Annotated in this window: 18 protein-coding genes and 1 tRNA gene; 9 read left to right on the forward strand and 10 right to left on the reverse strand. The window is 68.6% G+C overall.

The features are described from left to right. Positions 1-84 precede the first annotated feature (84 nt). The gene (locus NFE57_RS09350) at positions 85-576 is read left to right on the forward strand and encodes an MmcB family DNA repair protein (protein ID WP_252135308.1); all 492 of its coding nucleotides are present in this window, start codon (positions 85-87) and stop codon (positions 574-576) included. A gap of 22 nt (positions 577-598) precedes the next feature. Here NFE57_RS09350 and NFE57_RS09355 read toward each other — a convergent pair whose 3' ends face one another. Next, positions 599-1,231: an ankyrin repeat domain-containing protein gene (locus NFE57_RS09355; protein ID WP_252135309.1), complete on the reverse strand. Its 633-nt coding sequence runs from the start codon at positions 1,229-1,231 to the stop codon at positions 599-601. A 48-nt stretch (positions 1,232-1,279) separates the two neighbouring features. On the opposite strand from NFE57_RS09355, the gene NFE57_RS09360 reads away from it, so the two are divergent. From NFE57_RS09360 to NFE57_RS09370, 3 genes are read left to right on the forward strand one after another with little or no spacing between them, the layout of a single operon-like run. Further along, positions 1,280-1,885: an SCO family protein gene (locus NFE57_RS09360; RefSeq protein ID WP_252135310.1), complete on the forward strand. Its 606-nt coding sequence runs from the start codon at positions 1,280-1,282 to the stop codon at positions 1,883-1,885. Then, positions 1,882-2,316 carry a YcgN family cysteine cluster protein gene (locus tag NFE57_RS09365; protein WP_252135311.1) on the forward strand — a complete coding sequence of 145 codons (435 nt, stop codon included), beginning with the start codon at positions 1,882-1,884 and terminating at the stop codon, positions 2,314-2,316. Before NFE57_RS09360 ends, NFE57_RS09365 begins: the two co-directional genes overlap by 4 nt. A 4-nt stretch (positions 2,317-2,320) precedes the next feature. Beyond that, complete coding sequence (locus NFE57_RS09370; protein ID WP_252135312.1) at positions 2,321-2,995, forward strand: M48 family metallopeptidase; 675 nt, start codon at positions 2,321-2,323, stop codon at positions 2,993-2,995. A 12-nt stretch (positions 2,996-3,007) separates the two neighbouring features. On the opposite strand, the gene NFE57_RS09375 is transcribed toward NFE57_RS09370, so the two are convergent. The 6 genes from NFE57_RS09375 to NFE57_RS09400 all read right to left on the reverse strand — a co-directional run bounded on the left by NFE57_RS09375 (position 3,008) and on the right by NFE57_RS09400 (position 8,797). Then, on the reverse strand, positions 3,008-5,110 hold the full coding sequence (locus NFE57_RS09375; protein ID WP_252135313.1) for a transglycosylase domain-containing protein: 2,103 nt from the start codon (positions 5,108-5,110) through the stop codon (positions 3,008-3,010). Between the two features lie 169 nt (positions 5,111-5,279). After that, on the reverse strand, positions 5,280-5,678 hold the full coding sequence (gene msrB / locus NFE57_RS09380; protein ID WP_252135314.1) for a peptide-methionine (R)-S-oxide reductase MsrB: 399 nt from the start codon (positions 5,676-5,678) through the stop codon (positions 5,280-5,282). Between the two features lie 32 nt (positions 5,679-5,710). Next, positions 5,711-6,808 (reverse strand): FAD-dependent monooxygenase, encoded by a 1,098-nt coding sequence (locus tag NFE57_RS09385; protein WP_252135315.1) that lies wholly within the window; start codon positions 6,806-6,808, stop codon positions 5,711-5,713. Continuing rightward, the gene (locus NFE57_RS09390; protein ID WP_252135316.1) at positions 6,787-7,476 is read right to left on the reverse strand and encodes a methyltransferase domain-containing protein; all 690 of its coding nucleotides are present in this window, start codon (positions 7,474-7,476) and stop codon (positions 6,787-6,789) included. Before NFE57_RS09390 ends, NFE57_RS09385 begins: the two co-directional genes overlap by 22 nt. A 13-nt stretch (positions 7,477-7,489) precedes the next feature. Further along, positions 7,490-8,560 (reverse strand): type III polyketide synthase, encoded by a 1,071-nt coding sequence (locus NFE57_RS09395; RefSeq protein ID WP_252135317.1) that lies wholly within the window; start codon positions 8,558-8,560, stop codon positions 7,490-7,492. A 150-nt stretch (positions 8,561-8,710) separates the two neighbouring features. Next, positions 8,711-8,797, reverse strand: a tRNA-Leu gene (locus tag NFE57_RS09400). Positions 8,798-9,033: 236 nt separating this feature from the next. Here NFE57_RS09400 and NFE57_RS09405 point away from each other — a divergent pair. Beyond that, the gene (locus NFE57_RS09405; protein ID WP_252135318.1) at positions 9,034-10,392 is read left to right on the forward strand and encodes an MATE family efflux transporter; all 1,359 of its coding nucleotides are present in this window, start codon (positions 9,034-9,036) and stop codon (positions 10,390-10,392) included. Here the strand turns inward: NFE57_RS09405 and NFE57_RS09410 are convergent. After that, on the reverse strand, positions 10,364-11,110 hold the full coding sequence (locus NFE57_RS09410) for a DUF3426 domain-containing protein (protein ID WP_252135319.1): 747 nt from the start codon (positions 11,108-11,110) through the stop codon (positions 10,364-10,366). The two genes, NFE57_RS09405 and NFE57_RS09410, sit on opposite strands and share 29 nt — an antisense overlap. 179 nt (positions 11,111-11,289) lie before the next feature. On the opposite strand from NFE57_RS09410, the gene ftsE reads away from it, so the two are divergent. Genes ftsE through NFE57_RS09430 form a run of 4 tightly spaced genes read left to right on the forward strand, consistent with a single transcriptional unit; the run spans position 11,290 to position 14,106 of the window. Continuing rightward, positions 11,290-11,997, forward strand: coding sequence for a cell division ATP-binding protein FtsE (gene ftsE / locus NFE57_RS09415; protein WP_252135320.1), 708 nt, complete (start codon positions 11,290-11,292; stop codon positions 11,995-11,997). Then, entirely contained in the window at positions 11,994-12,887 is an 894-nt protein-coding gene (locus NFE57_RS09420) for a cell division protein FtsX (RefSeq protein ID WP_252135321.1), read from the forward strand. The genes ftsE and NFE57_RS09420 overlap by 4 nt, the downstream gene beginning before the upstream one ends. Then, entirely contained in the window at positions 12,884-13,426 is a 543-nt protein-coding gene (locus NFE57_RS09425; RefSeq protein WP_252135322.1) for a YdcF family protein, read from the forward strand. Before NFE57_RS09420 ends, NFE57_RS09425 begins: the two co-directional genes overlap by 4 nt. Continuing rightward, complete coding sequence (locus tag NFE57_RS09430) at positions 13,423-14,106, forward strand: lysophospholipid acyltransferase family protein (RefSeq protein WP_252135323.1); 684 nt, start codon at positions 13,423-13,425, stop codon at positions 14,104-14,106. The genes NFE57_RS09425 and NFE57_RS09430 overlap by 4 nt, the downstream gene beginning before the upstream one ends. Before the next feature lie 157 nt (positions 14,107-14,263). Here NFE57_RS09430 and NFE57_RS09435 read toward each other — a convergent pair whose 3' ends face one another. Together NFE57_RS09435 and hisC are read right to left on the reverse strand one after the other, a co-directional pair. Beyond that, a complete protein-coding gene (locus NFE57_RS09435; protein ID WP_252135324.1) occupies positions 14,264-15,202 on the reverse strand; it encodes a prephenate/arogenate dehydrogenase family protein in 939 nt (312 codons plus the stop codon). Continuing rightward, on the reverse strand, positions 15,202-16,296 hold the full coding sequence (hisC, locus tag NFE57_RS09440) for a histidinol-phosphate transaminase (protein ID WP_252135325.1): 1,095 nt from the start codon (positions 16,294-16,296) through the stop codon (positions 15,202-15,204). Before hisC ends, NFE57_RS09435 begins: the two co-directional genes overlap by 1 nt. Between the last annotated feature and the right edge of the window lie 48 nt (positions 16,297-16,344).

A 16,344-nucleotide genomic window follows, 5' to 3' on the forward strand; every position in this document is an offset into this window, starting at 1 on the left:
CCAACCGGAGCGGGCCGTTTTGACGTGTAGAATCCGTCTTCCATGGGGTTGGTGTCGTTCGCGTCTTGTTCTATCATTGCCGCGATGATCGCGCCGCCCGCCTCCTGCATCGATGATCCGCCATCGGCATTGTGCGCGGCGGATGTCGCGCGCGGGGTGACGCGGCTGCTGTTGCGCCACGGGATGATCGCGATGGGTGAGGTGCCGCTGGAGGGCGGGCGCCGTGCCGATCTGATGGCGATCGATGCCAAGGGCGAGATCGTGATCGTCGAGATCAAGGTATCGCGCGCCGACCTGCTCGGCGACGGCAAATGGACCGACTATCTCGATCATTGCGACCGCTTCTTCTGGGCATTGCCGGCGGGGTTCGATGCGAGCCCGCTGGCGGGTGCCGCGTTCCTGCCCGATCGCGCGGGGCTGATCGTCGCCGATCGTTACGATGCGGCGATCGTGCGCGATGCCGATCGGGTCGGCGTGCCCGCGCATGTCCGCAAGCGCTGCACGCTCGCCTTCGCGCGCCGCGCTGGCCGGCGGCTGATCGCGACGCTCGATCCCGAGGCGGCGGCGCTGTTCTAGTGGGCCGGTACCGGTCTCGGCTCTAAAGAGTCGGCCCTGAAACGGCAGTGCGGCCGGGGCGTTCGGTGGTTTCGATCGCCTGGAGCAGCGCCGGGCTGCGCTTGTCGTTGCGCGCGTAATCGCGCGCCGACAGCCCCGCGAGGTGATCGGCCTGATCGGGGTTGGCTCCCGCCTTGAGCAGCGTGCGCACGAGATCGAGGTTGCGCAACTGCACCGCACGGATCAGCGGGGTCTCGCCGCTGCCGTTGGCGAGGTTGACGTCGGCGCGCTTGCCCCCCTTGGGCGGATTGAGCAACGCCGTGACGCAAGCTGCCGCATTCTGCGTAATCGCGAGCATCAGCGGCGTGGTTCCCTGGTTGTCGCGGATGTCGGGGTTGGCGCCGTGCTCGAGCAGGAAGCGCACATAGGTGGGGTCGTTGCGCTTGATGACGATGTGGAGCGCGCCCTCGCCGGATTTGCGATCGCGTGCGTCGATCACCGTTGTCCCCGGCTTGGCGAGCAGATCGGTGACATCCTGCCCCTTGGCGTCGCGCACCGCCTCAAGGAATTTATAGCCTTCGGAATAATTGAGTTGCGCGTGCGCTCCTGTCGCTGCGGCGAGCAACGCGCCTGCAAATGCGATCCGAATAAAGCCCAGCGACATGATGCGTCCCATCCCATACTCTTGCGCCATCGGTCTTAACCGATCATGGCTGGCGGCGCCATGAACCAGCTACGCCCCGCCTTTTTTTCCGCCCTCCTCCTAGCGGTTGCCGCCTGTTCGCCGCAACCCGACGCGACCAACACGGTCCAGGCCGATCCGCCGCTGGAAGGCGCTGCCATCGGCGGTCCGTTCACGCTGATCGGCGAAGACGGCAAGCCGGTGAGCGACAGCGCGTTTGCGGGCAAATATCGGATCATGTATTTCGGCTACACCTTCTGCCCCGATGTGTGCCCGGTCGACATGCAGAATCTGGGCGCGGCGATGCGGCTGCTCGATCAGAACAATCCCACGCTGTCGGCGAAGATCCAGCCGATCTTCGTAACCGTCGATCCCGCGCGCGATACCCCGGCGGTGCTGCGCGAGTTCACCGATGCCTTCTATCCGCGGTTGCTTGGGCTGACCGGTGATCCCGCAGCGATCGCGGCGGTGACCAAGGAATATGCGGTCTATTCCAAAATCCATGCCCCCGGACCGGGCGGCGGTTATCTCGTCGATCACACGCGCACGGCGTATCTGATGAGCCCCGAGGGCAAGCCGCTTGCGCTGCTGCCCGTCGAAGGACCGCCGCAACCGATCGTCGACGAGATCGAACGCTGGGCGAAATGAGCGCGCGCTTCTGGGAAGACGTGCCGCTCGAAAGGCTCGATCGCGCTGAGTGGGAGGCATTGTGCGACGGCTGCGGCAAATGCTGCCTCCACAAGCTCGAAGATGCCGACACCGGCGAGTTTGTCGCCACCAACGTCGCGTGCCGCCTGCTCGATCGCACCAGTGGCCAATGTTCCAATTACCGCCACCGCCGCGCCTTTGTCAGCGAATGCGTGCGGCTAACGATGGCGAACGTCCGCGATATCGCCTGGTTGCCCAGGACCTGCGCCTATCGGTTGCGCGCGGCGGGCGAGCGCCTGCCCGAGTGGCATTATCTGGTGTGCGGCGATCGCGAGGCGGTGCACCGTGCCGGTGAATCGGTGCGCGGTTGGACGGTATCCGAGGACGTGGCCGGCGATCTCGAACACCATATGGTCGATCGCGAGCTGTAACGCCGTGGCACCCGCGATCCGCATCGTCCGTCATGCGCGGGCGCGGCGTGCGCGGCTCTCGATCGACCCCACCAGCGGCGAGGCACGGCTGACGGTGCCCGCGCGCGGCTCGGTCAACGCCGCGCTGCGCTGGGCCGAGACGCAGCGCGCATGGATCGCCGCGCAGCAATCGCGGCTTCCCGAGCCCCGGCCGTTCGCGCCTGGCGCCGAGATTCCTTTCGGCGACACCAGGCTTATCGTCGATTGGGACGCCGCGCTGCCGCGCCGTGTCACGCGCGACGGCGATCGTCTCGTCTGCGGTGGTCCGGCCGACGGGCTCGCGCGGCGGATCACGACATGGCTGCGACGCGAAGCACTCAACATACTCAGCGGCGACACCGCTTATTATGCGGCGCGTGCCGGCGTCGTCGTCACGCAGGTCACGGTGGGCGATCCGCGCGGGCGGTGGGGAAGCTGCGCGGCGTCGGGCGCGATCCGCTATAGCTGGCGGCTCGTTCTCGCGCCCGAGCATGTCCGTCGCGCTACCGTCGCGCACGAAGTCGCGCACCGGCTCCACATGGATCACAGCCCCGCCTTCCACGCCGCCGCCGCACGCATCCTCGGCGATGATCCCGCCCCGGCACGCGTATGGCTGCGCACCCACGGCGCCGCGCTGCATTGGATCGGACGGGACGTTTAGCGCTGGCCCGCGCTAATTCGCGCGTGGGCGCTCGGTTGGCGGAGGACTGCGCGGCGGAACCGGTGTCCGCGCGGGTTCGGGGGTGCGGCCGAGCGCGCGATCCATCCACGCCTGGTCGAGCCGTTCGGACGGCTGCTGGATCGCCGGCTGGCGCGCCGTCGGGTCGCCCTCGGTCGGCGGATAGGTGCCGCCGGGATAGGCGTCGGGATAATTTTCCTGCGGCGCCGTGGCAGGCGGCGTGTCGCCCGGATAGCTGCTGGGGCCGATCGGATTGCCGTTCTCGTCGACGAACATGCCGTTGTCGGGCTGGCCGAAATAGCTCTCCTCGTCGGGTTCGAGTTCCCATTCGGGCAGCGTGACCTGCGTGTCGAACTGTTCGACCGGGCGGCCCGCGACCGCCTTGATCATATAATCGTGCCACGCGCGTGCGGGCGCGCGACCGCCGGACAAGCCGGGGACGCGCGCGGCATTGTCCTTGCCCATCCAGACGCCCGTCGTCAGCCCACTCGAAAAGCCGAGGAACCAGCCGTCCTTGTTCGAGGTCGTGGTGCCCGTCTTGCCCGCGACCGGGCGCCCGATCTGCGCCGCGCGGCCGGTGCCGGTGGCGACCGCGGTCTGGAGCAGGTCGGTCATCTGCGCGGCGACATAGGGGGCGACGAGCACATGGCTGCGATCGACCTCGTGGCTGTAGATCGTCACGCCGTTGGCGGTCACCTTGGTGATGCCGAAGGGGGTGACGGCGACGCCCTTGTTGGCGACGCTCGCGAACGCACGCGTCATGTCGATCAGGCGGACGTCGGAGGTGCCGAGCACCATCGCGGGGGTGGTATCGATCGGCGTGGTGATGCCGAACCGGCGCGCCATGTCGGCGACGGTATTGAAGCCGACATCCTGCCCCAGCTTGGCCGCGACGGTGTTGACCGAATAGGCGAGCGCGGTGCGCAGCTTCATCGCGCCCGAAAAATGCCCCGAATCGTTGCGCGGGCTCCAGCCCTGGATCGTCACCGGTTCGTCGACCACCATGTCGTCGGGCTTGTGCCCTGCTTCGAGTGCGGCGAGGTAGACGAACAATTTCCACGACGAGCCGGGCTGGCGCACCGCGGTGGTCGCGCGGTTGTAGATCGACGAGACGTAATCCTTGCCGCCCACCATCGCGCGCACCGCGCCATCGCGATCGATCGAGACCAGCGCGCCTTGCGTGCCGTTGGGGACATTGGCCCTGATCGCGGCATCGGCGGCGCGCTGCATCGAGAGGTCGAGCGTCGTCCACACGTCGAGCGGCGCGTTGGTCTCGTCGATCAGCATCTCGAGCTGGGGCAGTGCCCAATCGGTAAAATAGCGCACGCTGTTCTGGTGCGGTTCGGGCGCGAGCTTGACCGATTTGGGATCGGTCGCGGCCGCCTGTTCGGGGGTGATCGCCCCGGTTTCCGCCATCAGCGACAGCACCACGCCCGCGCGGCCGACCGCGGCTTCGGCATCGGCAGTGGGCGAATAATGCGACGGCGCCTTGACCAGCCCGGCAATCACCGCCGCCTCGCCCAGGCTCAACTGCTTCGCCGAATGGCCGAAGAACTTGCGCGACGCGGCGTCGATGCCATACGCGCCGCCGCCGTAATATACCTTGTTCATGTACAGCTCGAGCAGCTGATCCTTGGTGAATTTGCGCTCGAGCGCAAGCGCGAGGATCGCTTCCTGAACCTTGCGCGATACCGTGTATTTGTTCGACAGGAAGATCGTTCGCGCGACCTGCTGGGTGATCGTCGAGGCGCCCTGCATCCGTCGGCCGGTGCCGTAATTCTGGATCATCAGCTTGATCGAGCGCAGCACCCCGATCGGATCGACGCCGATATGCGATCGGAAGCGGCGATCCTCGACCGAGACGGTCGCGTCGCGCATCACCTTGGGGATCTCGTCGTAGCGCAGCCATTCGCCATAGCTCGGCCCCATCGATACGATCACGGTGCCGTCGGCGGCATGGACGCGGATCATCTGGCCGTTGGGCGAGGATTTGAGCTGGTCGTAACTCGGCAGCTGCGCGCGCGTCATATAGACGGTGACGACAAGCGCGATCAGCCCCAACGCCCCGAGCACCCCCAGGATCTTGAGCGCGAGCATCAGCCGGCGACGCCAGCGGCGCGGGGGCGGCTTTCTTTTCGGGGAGGACGCGCGGGCCATAAGGTCGTTTGGCGGGATAGCGCCTTAACCTGCGCCGAACAAGCGGCCCGGCATGGGAGGCGGGGTGGGGGAGCGGGCTGGTGCCGCCTCCACGAAAGTCGAATAAACCCTATTCCTCGCGGGCGTGGAAATCGAGCGAGAGCGAGTTCATGCAATAGCGCAGCCCGGCAGGCGGCGGACCATCGGGAAAGACATGCCCGAGGTGCCCGTCGCAGCGCGCGCAGCGCGCCTCGGTCCGCGTCATGCCGTGGCTCGAATCGTGGTGCTCGCTGACGCGGTCGGCGGCGATCGGTGCGGTGAAGCTCGGCCAGCCGGAGCCCGAATCATATTTGGTGGCGCTGTCGAACAAGTCGTTGCCGCAGCCCGCGCAGCGATAGAGGCCGTCGGCCTTGTTATGGTAATAATGGCCGGCAAAGGCGGGTTCGGTTCCGGCCTCGCGCAGCACATGATATTGAGCCGGCGAGAGTTTGGCGCGCCATTCGGCTTCGGAAAGCGTGATGTGATCCATGGCGGCCTCTTTCGAATCTGGGAATGCCTGCATTACATGGGGATCGACCCAACCCGGGTCAATCGCGCGACCAGCCGCACCAGCCATGGGCAGGTTGCGGCGGCGATGACGAGCGGCGGTGCGGTGACCGGGCTTTCGGCCAGCCGCCGGACGCCCCCCGCGACGCGCATCGCGCCCGCAATGTGGCGCGCGAAACCCGGCTGCCACGCCCCCGAGGCATCGTGGCCGTCGCGCAGATAGGCCTGCGTCGCCGCCGCCGCGCCGGCGATCGCGATGCCGATCCCTTCGCCCGCGAGCGACGGGATCACCGCTGCCTGATCGCCGAGCCGGAACAGCCCTGGAAGGCCGCGCGTCGCGCGCCAGCCGTAGGGAATGTTGGCGACCGCATCGATTGGCGCGGCTCCCCTCCACGCGAGCCGTTCACCGAGTGCCGGATTCTCGATAGCGAGCCGATCGAGCAACGCGGCCGGGCTGCCCGCGCCCAATCGCGAGCGATGCACCGCGAGGCAGCAATTGGCGGTGCCGTCCTCCAGAAGCACGATCCCCGCATAGCCGCGATCGAACAGATGCAGCTCGATGCGATCGCCGATCAGCCGGTCGAGCGCGGGGGCAGGGCCAAGCCGGGTGCGCAGCCCGAGCACGCGATCGGTATCGCGCGCGGGCACCGGCCGCGCCGCACCGCGCAGATCGTGCTTGCCGGTGGCGAGGAACAGCGCGTCGGCGGTGATCTCGCTACCGTCATCGAGGCGGATACCGCCGTCGATCGTCGCCCGCGCGCCGATACCGCGCTCGATACGCGCCCCGGCGCGGGCGGCATGGTCGAGCAGGAGCGTATCGAGCCGGTGCCGCGACACCGCAGCGGCGGCGTGCGGCAGCGCGACGATCGCGCGCCGCGTGCCCGCAAACAACGCGACCTGCGTCACGCTGCGCGCGCCGAGCGCGTCACCCTCGATGCCGAGCCGGGCGAGTACCGCCAGCGTTCGCCAGCTCAAAAACCCGCCGCACAGCACGTCCCCGGTTTGGGCCTGTCGCTCGATCAACAGATGCGGTGCTCCGGCGCGTGCGAGCAGCAACGCGGCGATCGCCCCGGCGGGGCCGCCGCCGACGATCAGCGCAGGCGTTCGACGCATAATCTGAACGGAAAGGCACGAAACACGCGCGCCTGCTCGATCCCCGCCTCGGCCAGGATCGACGGCCATTCGGCGGGGCGATAGGCGCGCGCGATCGAGAGCGTCCCGTCGTGCCGCACGATCTCGTGCCAGCGCATCGCCCGCGCGAGCAGCGGAAAGGCGGCGTGCGCGAACCCGTGGCGGTGGAGGTCGTTGACCAGCCAGCCGCGCGCGGCCTCGGCCTGCATGAAGCGCAGGAAGGCGACCAGCTCGGCGTGCGTCATATGGTGCGCGACAAGGCTCGAGATGATGACATCCCACCCGCCGCCGGCCAGATCGGCATAATCCCCCGTCACCCAGCGGATCGGCAGACCGGGAGGGGTGTGCAGCCGCGCCGCGCGCGCGCTGCGCGGGTTGAGATCGACCCCCACCAGTTCCGCCGCGATCCCGCGCCGCGCGGCCCAGCGCGCGATCCGACGCAGCATGTCGCCATCGCCGAACCCGACATCGAGCACGCGCACCCGCGTCATTCCGCGGGTCGCGCGCGCAAGAAAGCCAAGCGTCGGCCGCGCCGCCATCGTCACGACGTTCACCTTGGCGAGATCGCCGACCACCGCGGCATAGGTGTCGGCGTCGAGATCGTCGGCGTCCATCCGTTCCTCGGCGATCGCGCGGACGACGAGGCTCATCGGCTGGTTCCGATCATCGGGCGCTCGCAAAGCCGAAGCCCTCGGCGGCCAGCCCGGGGCCGAAGGCGAGCGCAACGCCGTTCTGGATCGGCGGCCCGTCGAGCAACCGCGCCAGCACGGCCATCAACGTCGTCGACGACATATTGCCGTAGTCGCGTAGCACCCCGCGCGAGGCTGCAAGCGCGTCGGGCGGCAGATCGAATGCGTGCTCGACCGCATCGAGGATCGAGCGCCCGCCGGCATGCACCGCCCAGCCATCGATCGCCGATGGCGCCCGTCCCCCGGTCGCGGCGGCGGCGAATGCGGGATCGGCGAGCCCGGCGGCGATCCGCGCCGGCACCTCGCCCGACAGATGCATCGCGAAGCCGTGGTCGGTGATCGTCCAGCGGATCAGGCCGTCCGAATCGGCCAGCGTCGTCGCGAAGGGTCGGCCCAAGGCGAACCCGCCCGATTCGCTCGTCACCAGCGCCGCGGCGGCACCGTCGCCGAACTGGAGCATCGCGAGCAGCGGCTCGAGCGCATTGTGGTCCTGAAGATGGAGCGTCGACAGTTCGACCGTGAGCACGAGCACGCGCGCGCCGGGTTCGGAGCGGACGATGTGGCGCGCGCTCCGCAGCGCGGTGATCGCGGCATAACAGCCCATAAACCCGATCAGCAGCCGCTCGACGCCGGGATCGAGCCCGAGCCGCGCGGCGATGATCTGGTCGATCCCCGGCGCAACGAAGCCGGTGCAGCTCGCCACGACGAGATGGGTGATCCCGTCGAGCGCCACCTGCCGGCGCAAGGCGTCGATCGCGGCGAGCCCCAACGCGGGCGCGGCGTCGGCATAAAGCGCCATCCGCGCCGCAGTGCCGGGCATCCCCTCGGCATAGAAACCGCCGGGCATGATCGGCGAACCGCCATCGCGTGCGCGCGCCAGCACCGACCAGCGATGCGCAATGCCCGATCGCGCCGCCATCCGATCGAACAATTTCGCCGCGCGCGGATCGTCGATCCGGTCGCGCGCCCAGTCGATAAAGGGCTGGTGGATGTCGTGATCGGGGATCGCGGTGCCGATCGCATGGAGATAGGCGGGATAAGCCACGAACACCTTTCCGTCGGTGTAGGTCGGCCGGACGGAGCATCCCCGCCGACCGCGCCAAAGCGCGCCCGCATTCTACGCGTTCCGTGTGCCGCCCGATAGCGTTTCCGCACGTTGGCCCCCACAAGGGGAGACATTCACTTTGTCAGGAGATGGTGCGGTCGAGAAGACTCGAACTTCCACGGGCTTTCGCCCACAACGACCTCAACGTTGCGCGTCTACCAGTTCCGCCACGACCGCACGTGAATTGAGCACCGGCGAGAACCGCCGGTGGCTGGCAGGCGCGAGCCCCTAGCATCGCGTGCGCGGGCTTGCAACCGATTGCTGAGGTGTTCCCTGGTGCGGCGCCGGCCCGCTCCCCCACCCGGCCACCCATAGGATAATCGCATTGGGTGGCCGGGTGGGGGAGCGGGCCGGCGCCGCCTCGGAAATCGCTCTTTCGCGATTACCCGAACAGCAGCTAAGCAGCGCGTCCCATGGCCGATCGCCGCTTCCTCACCGCCGAGACGCGCCGCATTCTCGCGCTGGCCTGGCCCGTGGTGCTCACCAGCCTCAACTGGACGATCCTGCACGTCACCGACATCGTCGTCGTCGGGCTGGTCTCGACCGAGCAGGTCGCCGCGCTGGGAGCAAGCCGCACGCTCACCTTCATCCTGATCGTGGCGGCGCTGGGGGCAATGTCGGGGGTGCTCGTCTTCGTCGCGCGCGCCGATGGCGCGGGTGATCTCAAACGCACCGGGCGCGTGTTGCGCGAAGGGCTGGTGCTCGGGCTTGGATTCGGCATGGCGGCGTGGTTCGTGCTGTTCGCCTTCGCCTCTCAATTGCTCGTGGGCGTCGGGGTCGCGCCTGCCTTGGTGCCCGATGCCGCGCGCGTCGTGCGGGTGATGGCGTTCGGCTTTCCGTTCCAGCTCGTTATCGTCGCGGCGAGCTATTTCCTCGAAGGGATCAGCCGCCCACGCCGGGTGATGGTGGTCAATCTCGGCGTGCTGCCGTTCAACGCTGTGCTCGCCTGGGTGCTTGCGGACGGCCTGCTCGGTTTTCCCGAGATGGGCGCGGTGGGAGCGGCAACCGCGACCGTGATCGCCTCGGCATTGGGGGCGGTGGCGATGCTGGTCGCGGTGTGGACGCTGCGCCACGCCGACGCGCGCGGGGTCCATGATCTCGGCCGCGCGGCCTGGGCGGGGGCCGGGCGCGGCGCGGCGGCGCTGGCGCGGTTCGGGCTGGTGCCCGCGATCGCCTCGGCGCTCGAACTGGCGGGCTTCTCGATCCTGATCGCGCTGTCGACCCAATTGGGCGATGCGACCGCGCACGCCTTCCAGATCGTGTTCTCGGTCCATAACGTCACCTTCGGGCTTGCGCTCGGGCTCGGCTCGGCGGCCGGGGTGCGCACCGGCAATGCGGTGGGCGAAGGCCATCCCGAAGCGGCGATGCCGCGTGCGGGAATCGCGATCGGGCTGGCGGGGGCGGCGATGGCGGCGCTGGCCGGGGTGCTCGTGCTGGCGGCGCCGATGATCGTCGCCGGCTTTCCCGCGACCGCAGAGGTTCACGCGCTGGCAGGGGCGATGCTTCCCGTCTGGGCACCGTTCATCGTCTTCGACGGGTTGCAGATCGTGCTGGTCTACACGCTACGCTCGCTCGGCGATCAGGTGGTCGCCGGGGTCAACTCGATCATCGCCTATTTTCTCGTCACCGGCGGGCTCGGCTGGGCGCTGGTCCATCACGGCGCCGGGCCGATGGGGCTGGTTTATGCGTCGGGCACCGGGATGCTGGTTGCCGCCTTGCTCAACGGCAGCCGTTTCTGGCGGCTCAGCCGCCGCTTTCACCGGCAAAGCTGAGTTCGAGCATCTTCGAATTGGCCGGCACATCGAGCTTGCCCGAGTTGAATTCGATCGTGCCGCGCGGGCCCAGCGTGCGCTGTTGCGGGGTGATCGTCCAGCTATAGACCAGTCGCCCCTGCGCATCGCGCAGTTCGGCGCGGATGTCGGGCACGCGCTGGCGCTCGGCGGTGGGGTTCACCACCGTGCCCGAAACCGCGAACAATTCGGCGCCCGAGGGCAGGTTGCGGCGGTCGATCGCCTTGTCGGCGAAGCGCAGCGGCGTCTCGACCGGGCCGATCGGAATCCCCAGCCCGGCGACGATTCCCGGCGCGCCCGAATAGAGGATCGCCCCCGTGCCCGCGAGCAGCACGATGCCGGTGGCGACCGCCGCGATCGTCCAGCGCCGCGCGGGGTTGCGGCGCGGGCGGAACGGTGGCTGGTGTGCAAATGCGTCATAATCGCGTTGCGTCGCGGGCTTGGTATAGCCGGGCTCCTCGCCGAACACGCGTGGCGCGGCGGGGGCCACCGGGGCAGCCGCCCGCGGCGGTGGTGCGGGCCGGGCGCGCGGGGCCGGTGCTACTGGTGCGGGCGCTGGCACCGCGTCGTCGTCCGCAGGCGCGGGCGCCTGATACCAGCTGAACTTGCAACTCGCACAGCGCACCGTGCGGCCGTCGGCGCCGATCGCGCTGTCGGGGACGAGGTAGCGGGTGTGGCATTCCGGGCATTCGAGGATCATGGGAAGACGGTTACCTGTGAACGCGAGATACGGCCAGACCGCGCCGTATGCGCGCCTTGAGGCGAATCTAGTCTGGGCGCGGCCACGCGCGCAAGAGGCGCCGGCGCGCTTGAAGCGCATCGCGGCCCGTGCGATGGCACCAAAAGGATCAGCAATCGAACCGAGAGCGTCTGCGCCGCATGGCGAATATCGTCCAGTTCGAAAATGTGGGACTGCGCTACGGCACCGGGCCCGAGACGCTGTCCGACATCAGCTTCACGCTGGAGGCGGGCGCTTTCTATTTCCTCACCGGCACCAGCGGCGCGGGCAAGACCTCGCTGCTGCGGTTACTTTACCTTGCACAGCGCCCCAGCCGGGGCATCATCAGGCTGTTCGGCGAGGATGCGGTGATGCTGCCGCGTGGTCGCCTGCCGGGGTTCCGGCGGCGGATCGGCGTGGTGTTCCAGGATTTCCGGCTGGTGTCGCATCTGTCGGCCTATGACAATATCGCGCTGCCGTTGCGGATCGCCGGGGTGCCCGAACCCGATATCGACGTACCGGTGCGTGAGATGCTCGCCTGGGTCGGTCTGTCCGATCGGATGGAGGCGCGCCCGCCGACGCTGTCGGGCGGCGAGCAGCAGCGCGTGGCGATCGCGCGCGCGGTGATCGGCCGACCCGAGATCCTCGTCGCCGACGAACCCACCGGCAACGTCGATCCCGCGATGGCCGAACGGCTGCTCCACCTGTTCGATTCGCTCAACCGGCTCGGCACCACGCTGGTGGTGGCAACGCATGATATGAACCTGATCAGCCGGATCGCCGACGCACGGATGATGCGGCTTGACAAGGGGCGGCTGAGCGACCCCACCGGCGCGCTGCGCTTTCCGCCCCGGCGCGACGAATCGTGAAGCTCGGTATCCTCACCCGGCCCGCCGACCGGCGCGTGCTCGACGACGATCGCCAGACTCGCGCGATGCGCTGGATCATGGCGGTGATGCTGTTGCTGACGGTGCTCGCCGCCGCGCTCGGGCTCGGTACGCGCGGCGCCGCGCACTTGCTCGATCGCCAGCTTGCCGGACGGCTGACGGTGCAGATCGTCGAGGCGGATGCACGCGATCGCGAGGCGCATGCCGCGGCGGCGCTGGCACGGCTGCGGGCAATGCGCGAGGTGGCGTCGGCCACTGCAGTTGATCGTGCGGCGCTGGCCGAATTGCTCAGGCCGTGGCTCGGCAGCGATGGCGCCGATCCCGATCTGCCGATTCCCGCGCTGATCGATGTCGATCTCGCTGATGCCGGCGCGGCCGCGATCCAGCGGGTCGAGGCCGCGATGGCGCGTATCACGCCGGCCGCGCATGTCGATCGGCACCAGCGCTGGATGTCGCCGGTCAGCCGTTTCATGGACACGCTGGTGTGGCTCGCGCTAGGTCTGGTCGTGTTGATGGCGGGCGCGACCGCGGCGGTGGTGATCCTGGCCGCGCGCGCGGGGCTGGAGGCGCATCGCGACACGATCGAGGTGCTGCACATGATGGGATCGACCGATGTTCAGGTCGCGCGACTGTTCCAGCGCCGGATCGCGCTCGATACGCTGGCCGGCGGAATCATCGGCACGGTCGTCGCCGTCGCGGTGATCGCGCTGGTCGGCTGGCGGATCGCGGCGCTGGGATCGGATCTGCTCGGCGGCGTTGCCCTGGGCGCAGGCGAATGGGTTGCGCTCGTGGCGCTGCCGTTCGCCTTCGCCTTGCTCGCGCTTGGTGCGGCTCGGGTTGCGGTGCTGGTCGCGCTGGGGAAACGGCTGTGATCGTTCGCGCGCTCGGGCTCGTCGTCCTCGTCTGGACGCTCGGTTTCGCGGTGTTCATGCTGACGCTGCCCGCCCCGCTCGATCCGGCCCGCGCCACCGATGCGATCGTCGTCCCCACCGGCGGCGCGGGGCGAATCGATCGCGGTATCGCGCTGATCGAACACCGCGCCGCGAAGCGGATGCTGGTCAGCGGCGTCGCGCCGACGGTGCGCCCGATCGAACTCGCGGTCGAATACAAGACCCGGCCCGCGCTGTTCGAATGCTGCATCGATCTGGGGCACGAGGCGGTCGATACGCGCTCGAATGCCGAGGAAACGGCGGCATGGGTCCGCAACCATGGCTATCGTTCGGTGCGGCTGGTGACGTCGGATTGGCACATGGCGCGCGCGCGGATGGAATTGCGCCACGCGCTCGATGCCGATGTCGATCTGATGTCCGACGGTGTCCCGCAGAAAGAGCCGGGCCTGTCGCTGCTGCTCGCCGAATATAACAAGCTGATCCTGCGCCGGATCGCCTTGTGGACGGGGGTCGGCGGATGATCGCACGGGCGCGGACGATTCTGTTCCTGATCGTCTTCTATACCCTGTCGGTCGCCATCGTCGTCGCCGCACCGGTCCCCGCGTTGATCGGGCAGCGTCAGATGATCGGCTATGCGCGGATATGGGCGCGCCTCCATCGCTGGACGACGCGCTGGATCCTCGGCATCCGCACCCGCGTCGAGGGCATGTCGCCGCCGCCGCCGGTGCTCTACGCCGCGAAGCATCAGGCGATGTTCGAGACGATCGAATTCGCGTTGATGCTCGACGCACCCGCCTTGGTGATGAAGGCCGAGCTGGCGCACATTCCGATCTGGGGGTGGGCGGCGCGGCGCTACGGCATCATCGTCATCGATCGCGGATCGTCGGGTGCGGGGCTGCGGCGGATGATGCGCGAGGCGCAGGCGACGATCGCCGCCGGGCGCTCGGTCGTGATCTTTCCCGAGGGCACGCGCGTCGTGCCCGGTGCGCGCCCACCGCTGCGTTCCGGCTTCGCGGGCCTTTACCGCGCGCTGGGGGTCGATGTGGTGCCGATCGCGCTCGATTCGGGCCGGCTGCTGCCCAGGAAGGGGGTGAAGCGCGCGGGCGTGGTACGCTTCCGGTTTGGCACACCGATTCCTCCCGGTCTGTCGCGCGCCGAGATCGAACAACGCGTCCACACGGCGATCAACATTCTGGATTGAGGCGGTCGGTGTCGCGATTCTGGACCATCGCGCCCATAATCCAGATCACCACCATATTCCGTTCGTGCTGAGCTTGTCGAAGCACCGTTCTTCCTCGCACGAAAGAGCAGCCCTTCGACAGGCTCAGGGCGAACGGGTTATATTAAGGCTCGCCGCTCTAGTCGTGCGTCCGGCCGAAATCGGGCTTGGCGTCGTCCTGCCCCTGCTCGACGATCCCGCGACGGATCGCGCGGGTGCGCGTGAACAGGTCGAACAATTCGTCGCCCTTGCCCCAGCGGATCGCGCGTTGCAGCGCGGTCAGGTCCTCGGAGAAGCGCTGGAGCATCTCGAGCACGGCCTCGCGGTTGGTGAGGAACACGTCGCGCCACATCGTCGGGTCCGACGCGGCGATGCGCGTGAAATCGCGGAATCCCCCGGCCGAATATTTGACGACCTCGCTCTCGGTCACGGCCTCGAGGTCGCTCGCGGTGCCGACGATCGTATAAGCGATCAGATGCGGCAAATGGCTGGTGATCGCGAGCACGCGATCATGGTGGTCGGCCGCCATCTGTTCGACCTCGGCGCCGAGCAGACGCCAGAAGGCAGCGACGCGCGCGATCGCGCCGGGGTCGGTGCCCTCGGGCGGCGTCAGGATGCACCAGCGGCCGTGGAACAGCGAGGCGAAGCCCGATTCGGGGCCGCTCTGTTCGGTCCCCGCCACCGGATGCGCGGGCACGATCACCGCCTCGGGCAATGCCGCGCGCAGCGCCGCGGCAACGGCTTCTTTGCAGCTGCCGACGTCGGAGACGATCGCCCCGGCCGGCAGCGCATCGGCGATCGCGGCGGCGGCGCCCCCCATCGCGCCCACCGGCACGCACAACACGACCAGATCGGCGTCGGTGACGCTCGCGCCGGCCGAATCGGCCACATCGTCGCAAAGATCGATCGCGCGCGCGGTGTCGCGCACCTCGGCGCTGGCGTCATAGCCCGTCACCTGCACGCCGGGCATCCGCGCGCGCACCCCGCGCGCGATCGACGAACCGATCAGCCCGAGGCCGATGACGGTGACGCGCGCAAAGGGCGGCGGCGATCCGCCTTCAGGCGATGTATCGGCCATCAGGCGGCGACCAGTTCGCGGATCGCCTGCGCGACGCCGCGGGTCTCGTTCTCGGTGCCGATCGTGATGCGCAGCCCGTTGGCGAGCCCCTGGCCGGGCAGCCAGCGGACGATATACCCCTTTTCCATCAGCCCCTTATAGGCGTGCTCGGCGGTCACATCGCCCTCGAACAATACGAGCACGAAATTGGCCTTGCTCGGTACCACGCGCAGGCCGGCATTGCCCAGCTTGCCGATCTCGTCGCTGAACCACGCACGCCACCGGCTGTTGTGCGCGCGGGTGTGATCGACGAACGCCTGATCGCCCACTGCCGCCACTGCCGCGCGCTGGCCCGCGATCGTCATGCTGAAGGGCAAGCGGATGCGGTGCATCGCCTCGATGATGTCGGCATGGGCATAGCCCCAGCCGATCCGCTCGGCGGCAAGGCCATAGATTTTGGAGAAGGTGCGCGTGACGAGCACGTTGGCTGCGCGCGCGGCCAGTTCCATGCCGCCGTCCTCCTCGCCTGCATCGAGATATTCGGCATAGGCATGGTCGAGCACGAGCAGGACGTGGCCCGGCAACGCTGCGTGAAGCCGGGCGATCTCGGCGCGCGGCGCGAAGGTGCCGGTCGGATTGTTGGGGTTGGCGATAAAGACGATCCGGGTGCGCTCGGTGACGCTGGCGAGCACCGCATCGATATCGGTCGCATAGTCCGTGTCGGGGGCGATCACCGGGGTCGCGCCCACGCGCCGCGCTGCGATTTCGTACACTGCAAAGCCGTAATGGACGAAGATCACCTCGTCGCCCGGCCCGGCAAAGGCGCCCGCCGCCAGGTGCAGCACCTCGTCCGAGCCGTTGCCATAGATGATGCGCGCCGGATCGAGCCCGTATTTTGCCGCGATCGCCTCGCGTACGATTGCGCCTGAGGCATCGGGATAGCGTTCGAGTTCGTCCGCGCCGGAGGCAAAGGCGGCGCGCGCGGCCGGGCTGGTGCCGAGCGGATTCTCGTTCGACGACAGCTTGGCGACCTTGCGGCCGTCATCGGTGGTCGAACGGCCGGGAATATATGGCGCGATGCCCATGATCCAGGGCTTGGGTTGCGGTGCGGTCATGGTTCCGGCGCATAGACCCCGCGCGTCTGCGTTGACAAGGCGACGCGC

The organism is Hephaestia sp. MAHUQ-44, assembly GCF_023806085.1.
Taxonomy (GTDB): domain Bacteria; phylum Pseudomonadota; class Alphaproteobacteria; order Sphingomonadales; family Sphingomonadaceae; genus Sphingomonas.

Bases quoted from the DNA above. Each gene is read 5' to 3' on its own strand.
- NFE57_RS09350 (WP_252135308.1), top strand. From the start codon at position 85: ATGATCGCGCCGCCCGCCTCCTGCATCGATGATCCGCCATCGGCATTG.
- NFE57_RS09355 (WP_252135309.1), bottom strand. From the start codon at position 1,231: ATGGGACGCATCATGTCGCTGGGCTTTATTCGGATCGCATTTGCAGGC.
- NFE57_RS09360 (WP_252135310.1), top strand. From the start codon at position 1,280: ATGAACCAGCTACGCCCCGCCTTTTTTTCCGCCCTCCTCCTAGCGGTT.
- NFE57_RS09365 (WP_252135311.1), top strand. From the start codon at position 1,882: ATGAGCGCGCGCTTCTGGGAAGACGTGCCGCTCGAAAGGCTCGATCGC.
- NFE57_RS09375 (WP_252135313.1), bottom strand. From the start codon at position 5,110: ATGCTCGCGCTCAAGATCCTGGGGGTGCTCGGGGCGTTGGGGCTGATC.
- msrB (WP_252135314.1), bottom strand. From the start codon at position 5,678: ATGGATCACATCACGCTTTCCGAAGCCGAATGGCGCGCCAAACTCTCG.
- NFE57_RS09385 (WP_252135315.1), bottom strand. From the start codon at position 6,808: ATGCGTCGAACGCCTGCGCTGATCGTCGGCGGCGGCCCCGCCGGGGCG.
- NFE57_RS09390 (WP_252135316.1), bottom strand. From the start codon at position 7,476: ATGAGCCTCGTCGTCCGCGCGATCGCCGAGGAACGGATGGACGCCGAC.
- NFE57_RS09405 (WP_252135318.1), top strand. From the start codon at position 9,034: ATGGCCGATCGCCGCTTCCTCACCGCCGAGACGCGCCGCATTCTCGCG.
- NFE57_RS09410 (WP_252135319.1), bottom strand. From the start codon at position 11,110: ATGATCCTCGAATGCCCGGAATGCCACACCCGCTACCTCGTCCCCGAC.
- ftsE (WP_252135320.1), top strand. From the start codon at position 11,290: ATGGCGAATATCGTCCAGTTCGAAAATGTGGGACTGCGCTACGGCACC.
- NFE57_RS09430 (WP_252135323.1), top strand. From the start codon at position 13,423: ATGATCGCACGGGCGCGGACGATTCTGTTCCTGATCGTCTTCTATACC.
- NFE57_RS09435 (WP_252135324.1), bottom strand. From the start codon at position 15,202: ATGGCCGATACATCGCCTGAAGGCGGATCGCCGCCGCCCTTTGCGCGC.
- hisC (WP_252135325.1), bottom strand. From the start codon at position 16,296: ATGACCGCACCGCAACCCAAGCCCTGGATCATGGGCATCGCGCCATAT.